The 17,592-nt window shown below is 70.0% G+C and carries 12 protein-coding genes and 1 pseudogene; 9 read left to right on the top strand and 4 right to left on the bottom strand.

Annotation, left to right across the window (positions count from 1 at the left end; all coding sequences use genetic code 11):
• The first annotated feature begins 207 nt into the window (after positions 1-207).
• The 3 genes from AB0G52_RS36585 (at position 208) to AB0G52_RS36595 (ending at position 3,065) form a co-directional block, all read left to right on the top strand.
• Positions 208-372, top strand: a complete 165-nt coding sequence (locus AB0G52_RS36585) for a hypothetical protein (protein ID WP_165939282.1) — start codon at positions 208-210, stop codon at positions 370-372.
• 171 nt (positions 373-543) lie between these two features.
• Positions 544-2,325 (top strand): helix-turn-helix domain-containing protein, encoded by a 1,782-nt coding sequence (locus AB0G52_RS36590; RefSeq protein WP_361342853.1) that lies wholly within the window; start codon positions 544-546, stop codon positions 2,323-2,325.
• A gap of 257 nt (positions 2,326-2,582) precedes the next feature.
• Positions 2,583-3,065 (top strand): DJ-1/PfpI family protein, encoded by a 483-nt coding sequence (locus AB0G52_RS36595; RefSeq protein WP_132887613.1) that lies wholly within the window; start codon positions 2,583-2,585, stop codon positions 3,063-3,065.
• A gap of 14 nt (positions 3,066-3,079) precedes the next feature.
• Here AB0G52_RS36595 and uvrA read toward each other — a convergent pair whose 3' ends face one another.
• The gene (uvrA, locus tag AB0G52_RS36600; RefSeq protein ID WP_132887612.1) at positions 3,080-5,548 is read right to left on the bottom strand and encodes an excinuclease ABC subunit UvrA; all 2,469 of its coding nucleotides are present in this window, start codon (positions 5,546-5,548) and stop codon (positions 3,080-3,082) included.
• A gap of 238 nt (positions 5,549-5,786) precedes the next feature.
• On the opposite strand from uvrA, the gene AB0G52_RS36605 reads away from it, so the two are divergent.
• The 3 genes and pseudogenes from AB0G52_RS36605 to AB0G52_RS36615 form a co-directional block, all read left to right on the top strand.
• The gene (locus AB0G52_RS36605) at positions 5,787-6,830 is read left to right on the top strand and encodes a hypothetical protein (RefSeq protein ID WP_361342874.1); all 1,044 of its coding nucleotides are present in this window, start codon (positions 5,787-5,789) and stop codon (positions 6,828-6,830) included.
• A 264-nt stretch (positions 6,831-7,094) separates the two neighbouring features.
• On the top strand, positions 7,095-8,270 hold the full coding sequence (locus tag AB0G52_RS36610; protein WP_361342857.1) for a glutathione-independent formaldehyde dehydrogenase: 1,176 nt from the start codon (positions 7,095-7,097) through the stop codon (positions 8,268-8,270).
• A 138-nt stretch (positions 8,271-8,408) separates the two neighbouring features.
• A pseudogene (locus AB0G52_RS36615) lies at positions 8,409-8,763 on the top strand (FUSC family protein); the annotation flags it as partial.
• 264 nt (positions 8,764-9,027) lie between these two features.
• Here AB0G52_RS36615 and AB0G52_RS36620 read toward each other — a convergent pair.
• Both AB0G52_RS36620 and AB0G52_RS36625 read right to left on the bottom strand, forming a co-directional pair.
• Positions 9,028-9,726, bottom strand: coding sequence for an SDR family oxidoreductase (locus tag AB0G52_RS36620; protein ID WP_361342860.1), 699 nt, complete (start codon positions 9,724-9,726; stop codon positions 9,028-9,030).
• 333 nt (positions 9,727-10,059) lie between these two features.
• Positions 10,060-12,228: an RICIN domain-containing protein gene (locus AB0G52_RS36625; RefSeq protein WP_361342877.1), complete on the bottom strand. Its 2,169-nt coding sequence runs from the start codon at positions 12,226-12,228 to the stop codon at positions 10,060-10,062.
• Between the two features lie 511 nt (positions 12,229-12,739).
• Between AB0G52_RS36625 and AB0G52_RS36630 the strand changes: the two genes are divergently transcribed.
• The 3 genes from AB0G52_RS36630 (at position 12,740) to AB0G52_RS36640 (ending at position 16,268) form a co-directional block, all read left to right on the top strand.
• A complete protein-coding gene (locus AB0G52_RS36630; protein ID WP_361342863.1) occupies positions 12,740-14,098 on the top strand; it encodes a beta-1,3-glucanase family protein in 1,359 nt (452 codons plus the stop codon).
• Positions 14,099-14,366: 268 nt separating this feature from the next.
• A complete protein-coding gene (locus AB0G52_RS36635) occupies positions 14,367-15,473 on the top strand; it encodes a lectin (protein ID WP_132887607.1) in 1,107 nt (368 codons plus the stop codon).
• A 27-nt stretch (positions 15,474-15,500) separates the two neighbouring features.
• Complete coding sequence (locus AB0G52_RS36640) at positions 15,501-16,268, top strand: NPP1 family protein (RefSeq protein ID WP_361342865.1); 768 nt, start codon at positions 15,501-15,503, stop codon at positions 16,266-16,268.
• A 357-nt stretch (positions 16,269-16,625) separates the two neighbouring features.
• On the opposite strand, the gene AB0G52_RS36645 is transcribed toward AB0G52_RS36640, so the two are convergent.
• Entirely contained in the window at positions 16,626-17,054 is a 429-nt protein-coding gene (locus AB0G52_RS36645; RefSeq protein WP_361342868.1) for an ATP-binding protein, read from the bottom strand.
• Between the last annotated feature and the right edge of the window lie 538 nt (positions 17,055-17,592).

The following is a 17,592-nucleotide window of genomic DNA, read 5'->3' on the forward strand; positions in this document are numbered from 1 at the left end:
GACCTCAGAGTGGCTGTTCGCCCGGTCACCCCGCCTGCGCCCGGCGGGTCGAAAAGTGGCACCCGCGATCGATCTGCGAGGACAGGAGGCGGGGCAGCGGGACACCAGCGCCATGGCGGCCACCGGGCAGACGGTGCGGCCGAAGACGTCACCTCGCGGTCCGAGGGAGGAGGATGGACATGAGCGAAGCGACGAAGGAGGCCCGTCATGAAATCCGGAGCCCCTGATTACGACGCCTGGTACTCGCGCACACCCTCGCAGGCCGAGGGCGAGCGGGACGAGGCGGGTGAGCGCACCGCAACCGAACAGCACCCGGACGTGCCCCGGAGCGAGCCGTCCCAGGCGGAGGGCGAGCGGGGCGACGAAACCTAGCGTGACTCCGCCGGGGATCTTGGAGTTCTCCGGCGCAAGGCCGGTTGCTCGCGCCCGCAGCCACGACCCACAAGGGGAGAGATAATAAGAATATTTCGGATAAGCCGGACCATGGCCGGGTACACGACATCCCGCTCGGTTCTCGAAAGCGTCGAGGGACGGAGTGATCCCATGGCCGGCAGTCAGGGGCACAGCCTGTACCACCGCTCCTCCTCCCGGAGGGGCAGCATTCCGCGGGGCAGTGCCGGACGGCGCCCCACGGCCGCGCGTGGAGAGCCCCGCCTGCCGTCCCGCACCCTGGCCGACCGTGCCCTCCACGACCTGGTCGCGCTCTCCCGCGCCATGTTCGGCGCTCCGGACGAAGCCGAGATCCTGCGCCTGGCCATGGACCACATATCCGCCACGGGGCCGTACAGCGCCGAGGCCGGATACCTCAAGGTGGGCGGTGATCTGGTCCCCAGCCCGAGGAACGGGCAGACGCACGCCTCGGCCATGGGCCGGAGGGTGCGGGACCTGGCCGGCCGGGACGGCACCGTGACCGTGCCCGGCAGGCGCTGGGGCCGGGCCCTTGGGCTCCGCGGATCTGCGGGACTCCACGGCTACCTCGTGGTCACGTCCCGCGCCCGGCCCACCGAGGCCGAGCGATTCCTGCTCGCCATGCTCGTCGGGCACACCGCCGCCGCGCTGTCGGCCGCCCTCGCACGACGTCTCCAGCACGAGGCCGCGCTGGAGCTGCGCCGGCTGCGGGAGGAGCGCACGGCTCTCCAGCAGCAGCTGATCTCCGTGATGGCCGAGCTGGGCTACGAGCGAGCCGTTCACGCCGCCCTGGCCGACGTCTCCGCCGCGGGTGGCGGCGAGGATGCCGTGACCCGGGCCCTGCACAGGCTGACTGGGCTTCCGGCACTGGTCGAGGACCGCTTCGGTCGGCTGAGGTCCTGGTCCGGCCCCAGCCGCCCCGTCCCCTATCCCGAACCGGACCCCGTGCGCCGGGACGAAATGCTGCACGCCGTCGCCCGGGGGACCGGGCCGGTGCGGATCAAGGACCGGCTGCTCACCCTGATCCGCCCGCAGGGCGAGATCCTGGGCGTGCTGGCCCTGGTCGACGCCCGCGACGAGGCCGACGAGCACACCGTGCTCGCACTGGAACAGGCCGCCGTGTCGCTCGCCCCGAAACTGACGCACGTGCGCGATCTGGCCGAAGTGGAGCTGAGACTGCACCGCGAGCTGGCCGACGACCTGCTGGCAGGGACGGACGCGACGAGCGCCTACGCCCGGTCCGAGGCAGTCGGACACGACCTGCACCGCACCCACTACGTCGTCGTCGTGCAGTGGTCGAACCGGCCTGCGGACGATGTCTTCGCGCGGACCGTGAGCCGGGCGTCCTCTGCCGTGGGCATGCGCTCGCTGCTGACCCGCCGTGCCGACCACATCGTCCTCGTCGCCGACGACAGACCGGGCACCCGCGCGTTGTACGAGGCGCTCGCCCGCGAGACCGGGACACGGTCCGGGACGATCGGAGTGAGCGCCCCCTGTGACTCCGTGGACGACATCCCCCGCCGCTACGAGGAGGCGCAGCGCGCCCTGGAGGTGCGCCGCCACGGCCGCGAACGCTACGGCACGTCGTTCTTCGACGAGCTCGGCCTCTACCGCATCCTGGGACCTGGCAGCGACTACCAGGAACTGGAGACATTCGTCCAGGAGTGGCTCGGGCAGCTCATCGACTACGACTCCCGGCACCACGCGGCCCTGGTGGAGACGCTTTCCCGGTACTTCGACTGCGGCGGCAACTACGACGAGACCGCCGACTCCCTCGCGATCCACCGCAGCACACTGCGCTACCGGCTCCAGCGCATCCGCGACATCAGCGGCAACGACCTCGCGAACGTCGAGGACCGGCTGAACCTCCAGGTGGCGACCCGAGTGTGGAGGATCGTGCTGGGCGGCCCCGGCTGACGCCTCGCCGGAACGCCGCGGCCGCCGTGCTGCGAGACGCACACGAAAGCGAGCAGGCGGACGTCGGCGGTCACCTTTCCCTGGCCCGGTTCATCACCGCCGTCGGCGACGCGGACACCGGCGTCGGATCGGCGCGCTGCTCTGCCGGGGCAGGAGGGGGCGGCGCTTTCGGCCTGGAGTGCGGAGGCGCTCGGCAGGGGGCTTTGCGAATCTCGACCGGTAGCAGCCGATGGTGACGCCGGAAGGGAGCCTTGACCATGACACAGGAACTCCGGGGGATGCGGGTGGGGATTCTTGCCACCGACGGCGTCGAGCGCGTGGAACTCGACCAGCCGCGCGGTGCACTGCAGGGCGCAGGGGCGAAGACCGAGATCGTCTCTCTCCGCCACGGCGAGATCCAGGCCCGCCAGTTCGACCTCAACGCCGCCGGGACCTTCCCGGTGGACCGCCTTGTCGCCGACGCATCGGTCGACGACTACCACGCGCTGCTCCTGCCCGGCGGCACCATGAACCCTGACCAACTGCGCATGGACCGCGATGCCGTGCAGTTCGTCAAGGACTTCACGGCCAGCGGAAAACCGGTCGCATCGATCTGCCACGGTCCGTGGACCCTGGCGGAAGCAGACGCCGTGCGCGGCCGCCGCCTGACGTCCTGGCCCAGCATCCGCACCGACCTGCCCGCCTTCTGCGCCGCCGTCGTGGAGCGGTTCGCCCGGGCGCACCACCCCATGCCCGGCTGACCCTCGCGCTGTCGTCAGGAGCGTGTGAGCCGGACCTTGAGATAGGGGGCGGTGGCGCTGTGGCGGGCCCTCGCCACCTTGGCCGGCGGCCCCGCCGCGACCACCCGCCCGCCCGCGTCGCCGCCGCCCGGACCGAGGTCGATGACCCAGTCGGCGGTGGCGACCGTGTCCAGGTCGTGCTCGACGAGAACCACCGTGTTACCGGCGTCCACGAGCCGGTGCAGCTGCCGCAGCAGCAGCGCGATGTCGGAGGGGTGCAGTCCCGCCGTCGGCTCGTCGAGCAGGTACAGCGCGTGACCGCGCCGGGCCCGCTGCAGTTCGGTGGCCAGTTTGATGCGTTGCGCCTCGCCACCGCTGAGTTCCGTCGCGGGCTGGCCCAGCCGCAGGTACCCCAGTCCCACCTCGCGCAACGTCTCCAGACTGCGGGAGGCGGCCGGGACGGTGGACAGGAACGCGGCGGCGGCGTCGACGGACAGCGCCAGTACGTCCGCGATGTTCTTGCCGCGATGGGTGACCTCCAGCGTTTCGGCGTTGTACCGGGCGCCTTCGCAGGTCGGGCACGGCGCGTAGGTGCCGGGCAGGAACAGCAGTTCCACCGCCACGAACCCCTCGCCCTGACAGGTCTCGCACCGCCCTTCGGGCACGTTGAAGGAGAACCGCCCGGCCGAGTAGCCGCGCGCCCTGGCCTCGTCCGTCGACGCGTACAGCTTGCGCACCGCGTCGAACATCCCCGTGTACGTGGCCAGGTTGGACCGGGGAGTGCGGCCGATGGGCCGTTGGTCGACCCGGACCAGCCGGTCGAACGACTCGACTCCCGACGCGTCCTGGACGTCGATCTCCAACTGCGCCTCGTCGGGCTCCTCGGGCGCGAGTCCGAGGTGGCCGCGGACGACCTCGGCGAGCACCTGCGTCACCAGCGTCGACTTTCCGGAACCGGACACGCCCGTCACCGCCGTGAGTACGCACAGCGGTACGTCGACGGACACGTCGTGCAGATTGTGGCGGGAGACGCCGCGCAGGCGCAGCCACCCGTGCGGCGTCCGGGGGCGGTGGTCGAGCGACTGGGCGCGCCCGAACAGGTACCGGCTCGTGGCCGACTCCGCGACCTGCTCAAGACCTGCGACCGGGCCGCTGTACAGCACGCGTCCGCCGCCCTCGCCCGCGCCGGGGCCGATGTCGACCACCCAGTCCGCCCGCCGTACGACGTCCATGTCGTGCTCCACGACGAACAGCGAGTTGCCCGCCGCCTTGAGGCGGTCCAGGACGTCCAGCAGCGGTTCCGCGTCAGCCGGGTGCAGGCCCGCGGAGGGTTCGTCGAGGACGTAGACGACGCCGAACAGCCCGGAGCGCAGCTGGGTGGCGATCCGCAGGCGCTGCGCCTCGCCGGGGGACAGGGTCGTCGAGCGGCGTCCGAGGCTGAGATATCCGAGGCCCAGGTCGAGCAGTACGTCGATGCGCGCGACCAGATCGCCGCAGATCCGGACCGCGACCTCGGTCGTCTCCCCGGACCGGGCGGTCGACGTGGTGGCGTGGGCCTCGGACCGCCTGGCGACGGGCCGCAGCAGCGCCACGACCTCGGTGAGCGGCATCGCGTTGACCTCGGCGATGGAACGTCCGGCGAAGGTCACGGCGAGCGCCTCGGGCCGCAGTCCGCTGCCGTGGCACTCGGGACAGGGCACACTCCTGACGAACCGGAGCGCCCGTTCGCGCATCTTCTCGCTCTTGGAGTCGGCGAGGACGTGCATGACGTGCTTGCGGGCGCTCCAGAACTTGCCCTGGTAGCCGTAGTCGATACGGTCCTCCTCCGGCTCGATGTACACCGAGGGCTGTTCGTCCGTGTACAGCAGCCAGTCCCGGTCCTTCTTCCTGAGCCTGCGCCACGGCCGGTCGATGTCGATCCCCAGGTTGCTCACGACGCTGCGCAGGTTGGCGCCCTGCCAGGCGCCCGGCCAGGCGGCGATGGCCCCCTCGCGGATGCTCAGCGAGGGGTCCGGGACGAGCAGGTCCTCGGCGACGTCGTGCACGACGCCCAGTCCGTGGCACTCGGGGCAGGCGCCGGCCGCGGTGTTGGGTGAGAACGACTCGGCTTCCAGCCGGACGGCCCCGGGCGGATAGGTGCCGGCACGGGAGTACAGCATGCGCAGCAGATTGGACAGCGTGGTGATGGTGCCGACCGTCGAGCGCGAGCTGGGCGACCCGCGTCGCTGCTGCAGGGCCACGGCCGGTGGCAGTCCGGTGATCTCCTGCACGTGCGGTGCGCCGACCTGCTGCAACAGCCTTCGGGCGTACGGTGCCACGGACTCGAAGTAGCGCCGCTGGGCCTCGGCGTAGAGCGTGCCGAACGCGAGTGACGACTTGCCCGAACCGGAGACGCCGGTGAAGGCGACCATGGCGTCCCTCGGAACGTCGACATCGATGGTGCGCAGGTTGTTCTCACTGGCGCCCCGGACATGCACGAAGGGGTCGGTCGCGTCCTTGTCCATCGTTCCTGAGTACCTGATCGCGCCGGGAACCGCGCGACAGGCGCCGTCACCGGGCTCCGCGCGCACGAGCGCCCCGCCGCGCGGCCGACGCGACGTCGGTGTTACCTGCGGGCATCCTGGGGGCACTCGCGACCGCGGGCACAGCCGACGAGAGGGAGTCTTCCGGGTGTCGTCTCAGGGCGTTACGGTCGTGGCTCTCCTCGCGGATCCGGATGCGCCGACGGAGGTCGCGCGGCGCATGGCCCGGGTGCTTCCCGGCCGGCTCGCCGAGAGGTCGGGCCAGGGACGACGGTTCGACGTCGAAGTGGTGAGCGAGCCCTTCACCGCAGCGGCCGAGGACCTGCCCACCTTGATGCGCCGGATCATGGACCGCGGAAACGACGGGGACTGGGACATCGTCGTGGCCCTCACCGACCTTCCGCTGCACTCACATGGGCGCAAGCTCATGGTGGATCTGAGTCACGAACACGGCTTGGCGCTGCTGTCCCTTCCCACGCTGGGTGGCTTCCGGCTGCAGGCCAGGGCCCAGCGGGCCGTGGAGGAAGCCGTGCTCAGCTTGGCGGCCTCGCTGGCCACCGGGTCTGCGGGGCCGCCTGGGAGCCAGCCGCTGCGGGGGCCCTTCACCGGTCGTCTCGCCCCTGTCCGTCCGGGCCAGGTCGGCGAGGAGGAGATCGCCGACCTGCGGTACGTCGTCAGTGGGCCGCGCGGTTACCTGAGGGTGCTCCTCGGTATGGTGCGCGCCAACGAGCCGTGGCGTCTGGTGCCGGGCCTGTCGAAAGCCCTGGCGGCCGCACTCGCCACGGGAGCGGTCGCCACCGTGAACTCCACCATCTGGACCCTGGCCACCTCCCTGAGCACGCCACGCCTGGTGATCGCCATGGTCGGCTCCCTCGCTCTCATGATCGGCTGGCTGATCGTGGACGCGAAACTGTGGCACCGAACGGACGAGGTGTCGCCGGAGGCGCGGAAGACGGCGGCTCTCTACAACGCCTCGACGGTCGTGACGGTGGGTATCGGGGTGATCGTCTGCTACGCGGGCCTGGTGGTCATCAACCTGGTGTGGGCACTCTTCATCCTCAACGGCCGGGTGTTCGCTTCCACGACACGAACCCCGCTGCTCGCCACGGCGTACTGGACCCTGTCCTGGTTCGTCGCGTCGGTCGCCACGGTGGGCGGCGCGCTGGGATCGGGCCTGGAGAGCGACGAGGCGATCCGGGCAGCCGCCTACTCCAAACGCGAACAGGAACGTCGTAACGCGCTGCGTGACGACCAGGGTGATTAGCGGGTGACTTCCGCTGATCGGTCGGTGCGCAGGTGTTTCGCCTCCGGGGCCGACGGGGACCCGCACGGCACGCCGCCGAAGCGCCCGAACTCCCCATGGCGGGACCATGGCGGGCCCACGGCGGAACCACACCGTTCCACCTGATCCAGGTGAACGGCCCCCAGAGGCGTGCTGGAGCCCAGGACCCCCGTCGCAGGACATCCGAGAGTCAGGGTCGTTGCGCCCTCTCCATCACGGCATGCCACGACATCCAGGGAAGTCATCATGAAAGCAGCGGTATACGAAGGACCCCGAACGGTCGCGGTGAAGGACGTACCGGACGCGAAGATCGAGCACCCCTGCGACATCATCGTCAAGATCACCACGACCAACATCTGCGGTTCGGACCTGCACATGTACGAGGGCCGCACCTCGTTCGAGACCGGCCGCACCCTCGGGCACGAGAACCTGGGCCAGGTGGTGGAGGTCGGCTCGGCCGTCCGCAAGGTGCAGGTCGGCGAGTACGTCGTCCTGCCCTTCAACATCGCCTGCGGCTTCTGCAAGCAGTGCGAGCAGGGCCTGACCAACTACTGCCTGACCATGCAGCCGGAACCGTCCCTCGCGGGAGCCGCCTACGGATTCGCCGACATGGGCCCGTACCAGGGCGGCCAGGCGGAGCTGCTGCGCGTGCCCTACGGCGACTTCAACGCGCTGCGTCTGGGCGAGGACGCCGCCGAGCGGCAGACCGACTACGTGATGCTCGCCGACATCTTCCCCACCGGCTATCACGCCACCGAGATGGCCCACGTGAAGCCGGGCGACCAGACCATCGTCTTCGGGGCCGGTCCGGTCGGGCTGATGGCGACCTACTCGGCCCTCCTCAAGGGCGCCGGCCGCGTCTGGACGGCCGACCACCAGCCCGACCGGCTGCGCAAGGCGGAGGAGATCGGGGCCATCCCGATCAACACCGCGGAGCAGGACCCGGCGGAGGTCGTCAAGGAGGCCACCCTCGGTCTGGGCGCCGACAACGGCTGCGAATGCGTCGGGTACCAGGCGCACGACCCCCAGGGACACGAGGAAGCCAGCCTCACGCTCAACGGCCTGATCGACTCGGTCAGGTTCACGGGCGACATCGGTGTGGTGGGCGTGTTCCTGCCCCAGGACCCGGGCGGCGCCAAGGCCCAGGGGGAGCTGGAAGCCCAGGGCAAGGTCCCGATCGACTTCGGCATGATGTGGTTCAAGGGCCAGCGCATGGGCACCGGTCAGGCGCCGGTGAAGAAGTACAACCGGGCGCTGCGGGATCTGATCGCCGGCGGGAAGGCGAAGCCGAGTTTCGTCGTCTCCCACGAGCTCGGCCTGGACGAGGCCCCCACCGCCTACGAGCACTTCGACGCCCGTGACGAGGGCTGGACCAAGGTGGTCCTGCACCCGAACGGACACGGCAACGGCCACAAGCGGTAAGGGACTCGGGGCCGCCGTGCCCCTTCTCCCCCTCGGACCGGTCCGGGGGACTGGAGGGCACCGCGCACCGCCGAGCAGCTCGTGGACCTGCTCGGCGAAGCGCTGGAGATCGCCGGGAGCGGCAGCGGGCGCGGGAGGATGGAGGGACACGTCCCGCGGGCCGACTGCCGTCCCGTTCCCGGGGCGGAGCGGTTCGCCGAGGCTCTGGAGAGGGACACCGCGAAGGCGGCAGTCGCCGTGCGCGAGCACAGAAATCCGGACTGGGGACGCATGAGGAGGCGCTCAACGCGTGGGAGGAGACCGCTGCCGGCAAGGGGAGCCCTGTCGTGCGGCGCGAGGCGGAACTGCAGAAGCGGGCCTTGGAAGACCTCGCGACAGCCGTGAGCCGCACCCCCCTGGAACGGGACGTCGGCTGCGCCGCGAGGAACAGCGGGTGCGGGCCGCCGTGGCGGCGAAAGGTGACGGACCGGGACCCGCGCACCGGGACCGGTGACGAAGTCGGCCGGTAAGCGCCTCGCCTCACGGAGCGACGAGCGGTCTCCCCGCCGCGTCGGGCTCCGCCGCACGAGCGGTCGGCGGCGGTGGTTCCTCTCTCGGCGGGAAGGACGGCACGGCGAGCCGCGTGTGGAAGCGGTGGTACCGGCTCACGGCCCGTGACCTGATCCGCCGGGCCGCGGCCGCCGGTTGCCGCGCGCCGGGCCGCCGCGGCCGGCACGGGGAGCCGGTCGTCGCCCGGCCGCGCGCGGGGAGCGCGGTGTCAGCCGGCCTGTCCGGTCGGTCGCATGGTGATGTGGTTGATGTCCACACCCGCGGGCTGACCGACGGCGAAGACGATCGTGTCCGCGACCTGCTCGGCGGTCATCACCGGCGCCGCCTCGGGGGTGCCGCCGCGCTCGTCCCAGAACGGGGTGTCCACCACCCCGGGGGCGACGACCGTCACGCCGACGCCGTCCTTGCCGACCAGCAGCCGGGTGTTCTCCGCCAGTGCGTGGGCGGCCCACTTGGTGACCGAGTACAGATTGCCAGGCGTGTTGCGCACCCCGGCGACCGAACCGATGATCACGATCCGGCCCTTGGACTCCCGCAGGTGGGGCAGGGTCTCCCGGACCAGCAGGGCCGGGCCCAGGACGTTGGTGAGGACCATGGCGCGCATGTCCTCCGGCGCGTGGCTCTCCAGGTTGCCGGGCAGTGAGAAACCGGCGTTGGCGATGACGTTGTCCAGTCGCCCCCACGCCTCCACCACGCGGCGCACGGCGGCGGCGACGTCGTGGGCGTCGCTGGTGTCGCCGGTGATCGTCAGCAGCCGCTCACCCGCCGCGGCCGAAGCGGCGAAAGCGGCCAGTTTCTCCGCGTCACGTCCGGTGACGGCCACGCGGTGGCCCTGCTTGAGCAGGGCGCGGGCGGTGGCGGCGCCGATTCCGGTCGAGCCACCGGTGATCAGCGTGACGGGTTCCATGGGACGGCCTCCTCGGCGATGCGATCGTCGGGGCTCCGCCAGGGCCCCGGGTGTCGATGAACACCAGGTGGCGCGTGAGATCGACCGGCTCCAGGTCGCCGGTTCCCCGAAACCCCGCACTATACCCAGCGCCGCACGACCGGGACCGAACCCGCGCTGCCGGCCCCTCAACTCGCCTCCTCAACCGGCAGCTTGGAGCCCGTAGAGGTGCTGACGTGCTTCTGGGTGGCCGCCTGTGAACCGGCCCGGAGGAAGACATGAGACGGTGGCCGTCCTGCGGGTCCGGCGCCCGTGCCACCTCACACGGGCGCCGGACCGGTCTCCTTGCCGGGCTTACGGATAGCTCACCAGGTACGCCACGTTGCTGCTGGGAGTGACCTGGTTGCCGGTGTTGTCGATGATGTGGCTGATGGTGCCGTCTCCACCCAGGACCGTGGTGACCATGCTGTGGAACTTCACCGCTGACGTGGTGGGCACCTCGATGGCGTGGCCGAGGACGACGGAGGGGTTGTCGCGGAGGTAGGCGTAGACACCCACACCCCACGCCTCGTGGGAGGTGACCGAGTTGGCGACCTTGTACGACGCGTAGCCGAGGTCCCCTCCGCTGGTGGTCCAGCTGGACTGGTCGGGCACGTCGTAGGGGGTCTCGCTCTGGTAGAAGTACGTGCGGCCGCCGTTGCCGTTCCAGTTGGTCTGGTACTTCTGGTAGTGCTCGACCGCCAGGCCGTACATGGTGACGTTGTTGCCGTTGACGATCAGTCCGTTGGCGGCCGGGTTGGTCGTCCAGCCGACGCCGTTGGTATGGTCCGCGCGCCACAGCCAGAGGTCGTCGCCGATGACGTCGTTGCTGTTGACCACCAGTGTCTGGGTGGCCTTGCCGGCGATGTCGCCGCCGATGCGGAAGAACACGTCGTGCAGCACGATGGGATCGGCGGTGTGACTGGCGGTCGAACCGGTGGGGCCGACCTGCATCAGTGTGGCGGAGTTGGTGGTGTTCGCGCTGATGAGAAGCCCGGCGATGTCTATGCCGTCGGCGTCGGCGGTGGTGATCGCGGTGACGCCGTTGTCCGGTACGAGGGTGGCCAGGCCCAGTCCGAGGACCACGGTGTCGGGGCGGGTGATGTCGAGCGGGGCGGACAGGTGGTAGACGCCCGGGGTGACGATCAGGTTCTTGCCGGCGGCGAGCGCGTTGTTGATCGTCGTGGCGGTGTCACCGGACTTGACGATGTAGAACCGGCTGATCGGCAGGGAGGCGCCCGGGGCGCTGCCGGTCGTCCAGTCGGGGCCCTGGACGTTGGCGCGCACCGAGGGGACGAACACCTGCCAGTTGCCCGAGCTGTCGACGTAGATGAACGGCTTCTCACGCATCACGGGACTCTGGGCGACGGTGGTGTACTGCGGATTGGGGAAGCCGGTCGCCGGGGCGCCGGTGTCGCCGACGAAGACCATGTTCCAGTTGTGCCCGGTCCAGCCGCCGTTCATGGCGGTGTCCTGGGTGAGGAACTGCTGCTGGGTGCCGGAGTTGATCTGGCCGGAGATCCGCGAGTCACCGATGTAGCCGCCGCTGGACCAGTTGGTGCTGGTGCCGTGGGTGTCGTCCCACAGCTTCATGCTGCCGTGCACGTCCATGCGCCGGAACGGGTCGGCCTGCGAGACAGCCCACATGGTGCTGCCCGAACTGGGGCTCACCGACATGTTCTCGGCATCGCGCCAGAAGTTCTGGGTGGCGTTGCCGTCGCTGGTGTGCCCCTCGACGTGGACGCCTCCGCCGGTGATGGACACCTGGTCCGGTGACAGGCCGAGTCCGGCGACTTGGGTGTAGTAGCCGACGGGTATGTCGACGTCGTACGTCCCGGGGGTGAACAGCAGGGCGTTGCGCTGGGTGCCGAACTCGTTGTTCTGCTGGGTGCTGTAGACCTGGTTGATCTTCGACTGGATGGTGGACGTCGACATCGACGGATCGAACACGGTGACGTTGGGGCCGAAGTCCGGGGTGCCGGCCGGTGGGGTGATGCCGGCGGAGAGCGAGAAGGACTGGGCGGCGGTGCCATTGCAGGTGTATTGCTGCAGCTGGACGCTGTCGGCAGTGGACGCGGACGGCACATCGAGGCACTTGCCGCTGTTGCGGTTGACGAAGTGGTACGTCCCGGAGGCCTCCGCGACCGGCAGCCACTGCTGGTTGGCGCCGCCGCCGTAGAGCCACAGCTGGGTCAGCGCGCCGTCGGCGGTGGAGACGCCGGTCTCGTCCCAGACCTGGTCCGGCGCTGAGGCCACGCCGATCCGGTAGTAGCCGCTGTCGGTCGGGGTGAGCTGCCAGGACTGTGCTCCGGTGCCGTTGCAGGCGTACTGCTGCACGGCGGTGCCGTTGCCGGTGGCACCGCCGCTCGCGTCGACGCACTTGCCGCTGCCTGCGTTGACGACGGTGGTGGGAGCGGTGGGGATGCTCGCGGCGGCGGCACTCGGGGCGGTAGCCAGCGCGACACCGGCGGCGACCGGCAGCAGGAAGGCTGTCGTGAGGGCGGCCGCGCGTCTGCGCCGACGGGGTGCGCGGACGCGCGCGGCGGGAACGGCGGCGGGAACGTCGGTCACACGTGTCTCCTTGGTCGCGATGTGGGGGCGCGATGCGGATCGGACGCTAGGGGCAGCCCGCCCGGCCGTCAATACATCAAAATATAAGGCGTGAATTATCTTCGTCTTCGGCGGGTGCGGTGAGGGCCGCCCAGGGAGGTGCGGTTCCTCACGGCGCGGGCAGGTCCGTACCGGATGAGTCAAGGGATGTAAGCAGAACCCGGCTTGGGGCTGATCGGGCGGCCGGAAGCCGAACGCGCCGGACGCGCCCCACGCGACATCGGTGGCGGGACGGTGCCGTGTCGTCGACAGGGCCGCGAACCCGACTGATCCCGGCTTCAGTTGTTGACGGCTGACACCGGCAGGACTACAACCCGAGAGAGCGCTCTCACGTCTGCTGTCGCTCCATCCCCCCGCATGCCGGACCGGCTTGAGGAGACCCCACATGCAGAATTCCGCCGGTGCACCCACCCGCAGACCGCCGGTCGGCGCCGCACGCCCCCGCGCGGCCCTCGGCCTGGTCGTCGTCCTGATCGCCGCCTGTTTCGCGGCCCTGGCACCGACGCCAGCGCGCGCCGCCGACCAGTTACTGTCCCAGGGCAGGCCCGCCACCGCCTCCTCGACCGAGAACGGCTCCTTCCCCGCAAGCGCGGCGGTCGACGGCAACACGGGCACCCGCTGGTCCTCGGCCTTCTCCGACCCGCAATGGCTGCGGGTCGACCTCGGATCCGTCCAGCAGCTGAGCCGGGTCACCCTGAACTGGGAGGCCGCCTACGCGACCGCCTTCCAGATCCAGACGTCGACCGACGACAGCACCTGGACCACCGTCTACTCCACCACCACCACCGCCACCGGCGGAACGCAGGACATCGCCATCTCAGGCAGTGGCCGCTACGTCCGCCTCTACGGCACCGGGCGGGGCACCCCGTACGGATACTCCCTGTGGGAGTTCCAGGTCTACGGCCCCGGCGGCAGCACCCCGCCGGACGACTTCTGGGGCAGCACCGGCGACATCCCCCCGGCGAGCAACGCCGTCGAGGTGAAGATCCTCAACCGCACCAACGGCAAGTACCCCGACAGCCAGGTGTACTGGAGCTTCAACGGGCAAGTGCACTCCATCGCCGAGCAGCCCTACCTCGACATGCCGGCCAACTCCGCGGGCCGCATGTACTTCTACCTCGGTTCGCCCAACAGCCCGTACTACGACTTCATCGAGTTCACCGTCGGCAACAACGTCTTCAACGGCAACACCACCCGGGTCGACGCCTTCGGCCTCAAGCTGGCCATGCGTCTGCACAGCAAGGACGGTTACGACGTCGAGGTCGGCGAGAACCGGCAGACCTTCGCCGAGGACCGCTCCACCACCTTCCAGCGCTTCACCGCCGCGGTTCCGGACCAGTTCAAGGTGCTGGCCCAGACCCAGGCGCCGTACCGGATCATCGCGCCCGGCAGCGACCCCGGTTTCCGCGCGGGCGGCACCAACGCGAACTACTTCACCACCTACGCCCAGTCGGTGGGCGTGAACGCGGCCACCTCCGACATCTTCGGCTGCGCAGCCTCACTGGCGGGCAACCCCGACATGTGTGCCGCCCTCAACCGCCACGTCGCCACCCTGCCGGCCTCCCAGCAGTCCGACCCGGCCCAGTTCTACAAGGCGGCACCAGCCAACTACTACGCCAAGTTCTGGCACGACAACGCCATCAACCACCTCGCCTACGGCTTCCCCTACGACGACGTGGCGGGCCAGTCCTCCTTCATCTCCCACGCCGATCCGCAATGGCTTCTGGTCGCTGTCGGCTGGTAGCCCATCCGCGGGCACGGACACCGAACCCATGCCGATCCCCTGACCGGCGGGTCCGCATCCGTCGCCCCCGCATGCCCCACCGTCGGCGCGACCGCGGCTCGTGGCCGTCTTGCCGCCAAACCCCCTTCCCTCTCTCCTTACTTCACTACTTGACGAAAGTCGTCACCCTCTCTAGGTTCTCGGGTCAGCCACGCGTCGTACGACGCCTCCCTCCGTTCACAGGTGAGGCGTCGGCCGCCACCCCCCATGCGAAAGGCCACCCCCTCTGATGGCCCGATCCCTTTCCACAGCCGCCCTCACCGCCGCACTGGGTCTCTCCGCGTGCCTGCTCACCGCAGGCCCCGCCCAGGCCGACACCGGCACCATCACCGGACTCGCCGGCAAGTGCCTCGACGTCGCCGGGGCCAACTCGGCCGACGGCACGCCCGTCCAGCTCTACGACTGCAACGGCACGAACGCCCAGCAGTGGACGGTCGGCAGCGACGGCACGGTCCGCGCCCTCGGCAAGTGCCTGGACGTGACCGGCAATTCGACCGCCGACGGCGCCAAGGTGCAGCTGTGGTCCTGTACCGGCGGCGCCAACCAGAAGTGGACCGTCACCGCCGCACACGACATCGTCAACCCCCAGGCGAACAAGTGCCTGGACGTCACCGACGACAACTCCGCCAACGGCACCCGGACACAGATCTGGAGCTGCAGCGGCGGCGCCAACCAGAAGTGGAACGCGCCGGCGAGCGGCGGCGACAGCACTCCGTCCGGCTTCGCGGTGAGCGAGGCGCAGTTCAACCAGATGTTCCCGAACCGGAACTCCTTCTACACCTACAGCGGACTCACCGCGGCTCTCAGCGCCTACCCGGCCTTCGCGAACACCGGCAGCGACACGGTCAGGAAGCAGGAGGCCGCCGCTTTCCTCGCCAACGTCAGCCATGAGACCGGCGGACTCGTCTATGTCGTCGAGCAGAACACCGCCAACTACCCCACCTACTGCGACTGGAGCCAGCCGTACGGCTGCCCCGCCGGACAGGCCGCCTACTACGGCCGCGGACCGCTCCAGCTCAGCTGGAACTTCAACTACAAGGCGGCGGGTGACGCGCTCGGCATCGACCTGCTCAACAACCCCTGGCAGGTGGAGAACAACGCCTCCGTCGCCTGGAAGACCGGTCTGTGGTACTGGAACACCCAATCGGGACCGGGCAGCATGACCCCGCACAACGCCATGGTCAACACCGCCGGATTCGGCCAGACGATCCGCAGCATCAACGGCTCCCTCGAATGTGACGGCAAGAACCCGGCCCAGGTGCAGAGCCGTGTGGACGCCTACCAGCGCTTCACACAGATCCTCGGGGTCTCACCGGGCAGCAACCTGTACTGCTGACGCCGACCGCGCGGACAAGGAGCCGTAATGCCCAACGTGAAGTCCCTCGCCAAGGGCCTGCTCGCAGCACTCGGTGCGATGACGCTCGTCGCGGCCGCTGCGGCGAGCGCCCACGCGAACGTCCTGCAGTTGCTGCCCCAGAACGCCGACGGCCTGGAACAGACCTTCTCCCCCGCCTACGACTACGACGGCGACGGCTGCTACGCCACCGCCGCCATCGGCGCCGACGGCACCATCAACCCCGGTCTGAAACTCGGCGGCGACGTCAACGGCCACTGCCACGACTATGCGCAACTCGCCAACGCCAACACCTACTCACGCGAGAAGTGCAACAACGGCTGGTGCGCCGTCATGTACGCCAGCTACTTCGAGAAGGACCAGGCCACCTACGGTCCGGCGGCCATCGGGCACACCCACGACTGGGAGCACGTCGTGGTGTGGATCAACGACAACGAGGTCCAGTACGTCTCGGTGTCCCAGCACACCGGCTACCAGGTCGCCGCCCGCTCCTCGGTCCGCTTCGACGGCACCCACCCGAAGATCGTCTACCACAAGGACGGCCTCTCCACCCACGACTTCCGCTTCGCCAACAGCAACGACGAGCCTCCGGAGAACGCGACCGGCGGCTGGTTCTACCCGCGTCTGGTGGGCTGGAACGGCTACCCGGCCGGCTTCCGGGACAAGCTGATGAGCGCCGACTTCGGCGCTGCGACCATCAAGATCAAGGACGGCGACTTCGCGTACGCCCTGGCGCACTCCATGCCCTCGGGCATCCACTTCGACCCCAACGCCTGACCTGCGGAACAGAGGGGATGGCCACCGGGTCGGAGGGTGACTCTCCAGCAGTCCCACCGGGACTCGAGCGCGGCCCCCGGCTGCGGATCCGCCGACAGTGACATGGGCGGGCCCGCGCTCAGCGACCTGGGGCGACCGGGTGGGTCCGACCGCGACAGTCATTCAGTCAGTGCGTCGCGGTGGTGTGCGTCGGCCACGCGAGTGTGAGGTCGGGGTGGTACGGACCGGCAGCCAGGTGGAGCCGGCGGCGGTCGTGGAGAGCGAGTTGCTCGGCAGCTGTCACGGAGCCGGCGTGGTCCAGGGCACTCCATCTCGCGGCGCATGGGGGTCGTAGCTCGTGCGGAGCGTCCAGCCCGGTCATGGCGAGCACCTCAGGCAGGCGCGGACTTCGCGGCCGCTGCGTGTCTGGCGAATCTCGGTCGACTGGGCAAGAGACTCGACGATGCCGGTGCCACGGCCGTGTTCGTCGGAGGCGATGCCGGGGCGATGACGCTCCACGGCCGCGCCGGAGTCAGTGACCACGATGTGCAGAGTTTCGTGGTCGAGGGCGAGCAGCAGGGTCATGCGCTCATGGCCGTACTGGGCCGCGTTGGCGGCGAGTTCGTCGACGATGAGAATGGCGGAGTCCCGCTCACCCGTGGGCACACTCCAGGTCTCCAGCAATTCGGCTGCGAAGTGACGAGCGGCGGACACGTGCGCCTCCTGCGCCGGCAGGGTCAGCAGTGCATGACGGCGGCAGGGCCGGCCGAGCAGTGACGTCGGGCTGGGGGAATCGGTCACGAACATGGTCTTCTGACTCTTCTGTCGATGTGCGGAGACCGGAACGGGGTGGCCGCAAGCAATTCGGAGGTGGCCGGTAGGCCGGATCTTGATCCTGCGTGGGCGCGCTCAACCAGTTCCACGGACGACACATGCTGGACGGTTCGATACATTTGCATTTTTTGTCCCGATTCCTGCGCGTCATGGCGACGTTGGCGCCCGGACGTCGGTGCCTACATAGTCGTGCGCGCCTCGTCGGCCGCTCGTGCATGAAGTCGGCCGCGGACTGGGGCCGTTCGACGGAGCGGGAGTGAGAGGGACCAGGGTTCGGAAGCGGGCCGGAGCCCCACGGCCGAGCTCCGGAACCGCCCCGGGTCATTCCCCGCCGACGGGGGGCCGACCGGCCGTCAGCCGCCTCGGCGCGCCGGCTGCCGATCAGCCCCTCGGCCGTGCAGGTGCCGTCATGGGGCGGGGGGGCCGGGGGGCCCGGGGGCGGGCCCCCCGGGGGGGGGGGGACCCGCGCCGGGGGCTGGGGAGGGCACCACTCTTGACACCACGGCACATC

The sequence above is a fragment of the Streptomyces sp. NPDC021562 genome (assembly GCF_040640875.1).
Taxonomy (GTDB): domain Bacteria; phylum Actinomycetota; class Actinomycetes; order Streptomycetales; family Streptomycetaceae; genus Streptomyces.

Coding starts and splice junctions, on each gene's coding strand:
- AB0G52_RS36610 (WP_361342857.1), top strand. CDS start 7,095: ATGAAAGCAGCGGTATACGAAGGACCCCGAACGGTCGCGGTGAAGGAC.
- uvrA (WP_132887612.1), bottom strand. CDS start 5,548: ATGGACAAGGACGCGACCGACCCCTTCGTGCATGTCCGGGGCGCCAGT.
- AB0G52_RS36590 (WP_361342853.1), top strand. CDS start 544: ATGGCCGGCAGTCAGGGGCACAGCCTGTACCACCGCTCCTCCTCCCGG.
- AB0G52_RS36630 (WP_361342863.1), top strand. CDS start 12,740: ATGCAGAATTCCGCCGGTGCACCCACCCGCAGACCGCCGGTCGGCGCC.
- AB0G52_RS36595 (WP_132887613.1), top strand. CDS start 2,583: ATGACACAGGAACTCCGGGGGATGCGGGTGGGGATTCTTGCCACCGAC.
- AB0G52_RS36605 (WP_361342874.1), top strand. CDS start 5,787: ATGGCCCGGGTGCTTCCCGGCCGGCTCGCCGAGAGGTCGGGCCAGGGA.
- AB0G52_RS36635 (WP_132887607.1), top strand. CDS start 14,367: ATGGCCCGATCCCTTTCCACAGCCGCCCTCACCGCCGCACTGGGTCTC.
- AB0G52_RS36620 (WP_361342860.1), bottom strand. CDS start 9,726: ATGGAACCCGTCACGCTGATCACCGGTGGCTCGACCGGAATCGGCGCC.
- AB0G52_RS36645 (WP_361342868.1), bottom strand. CDS start 17,054: ATGTTCGTGACCGATTCCCCCAGCCCGACGTCACTGCTCGGCCGGCCC.
- AB0G52_RS36640 (WP_361342865.1), top strand. CDS start 15,501: ATGCCCAACGTGAAGTCCCTCGCCAAGGGCCTGCTCGCAGCACTCGGT.
- AB0G52_RS36585 (WP_165939282.1), top strand. CDS start 208: ATGAAATCCGGAGCCCCTGATTACGACGCCTGGTACTCGCGCACACCC.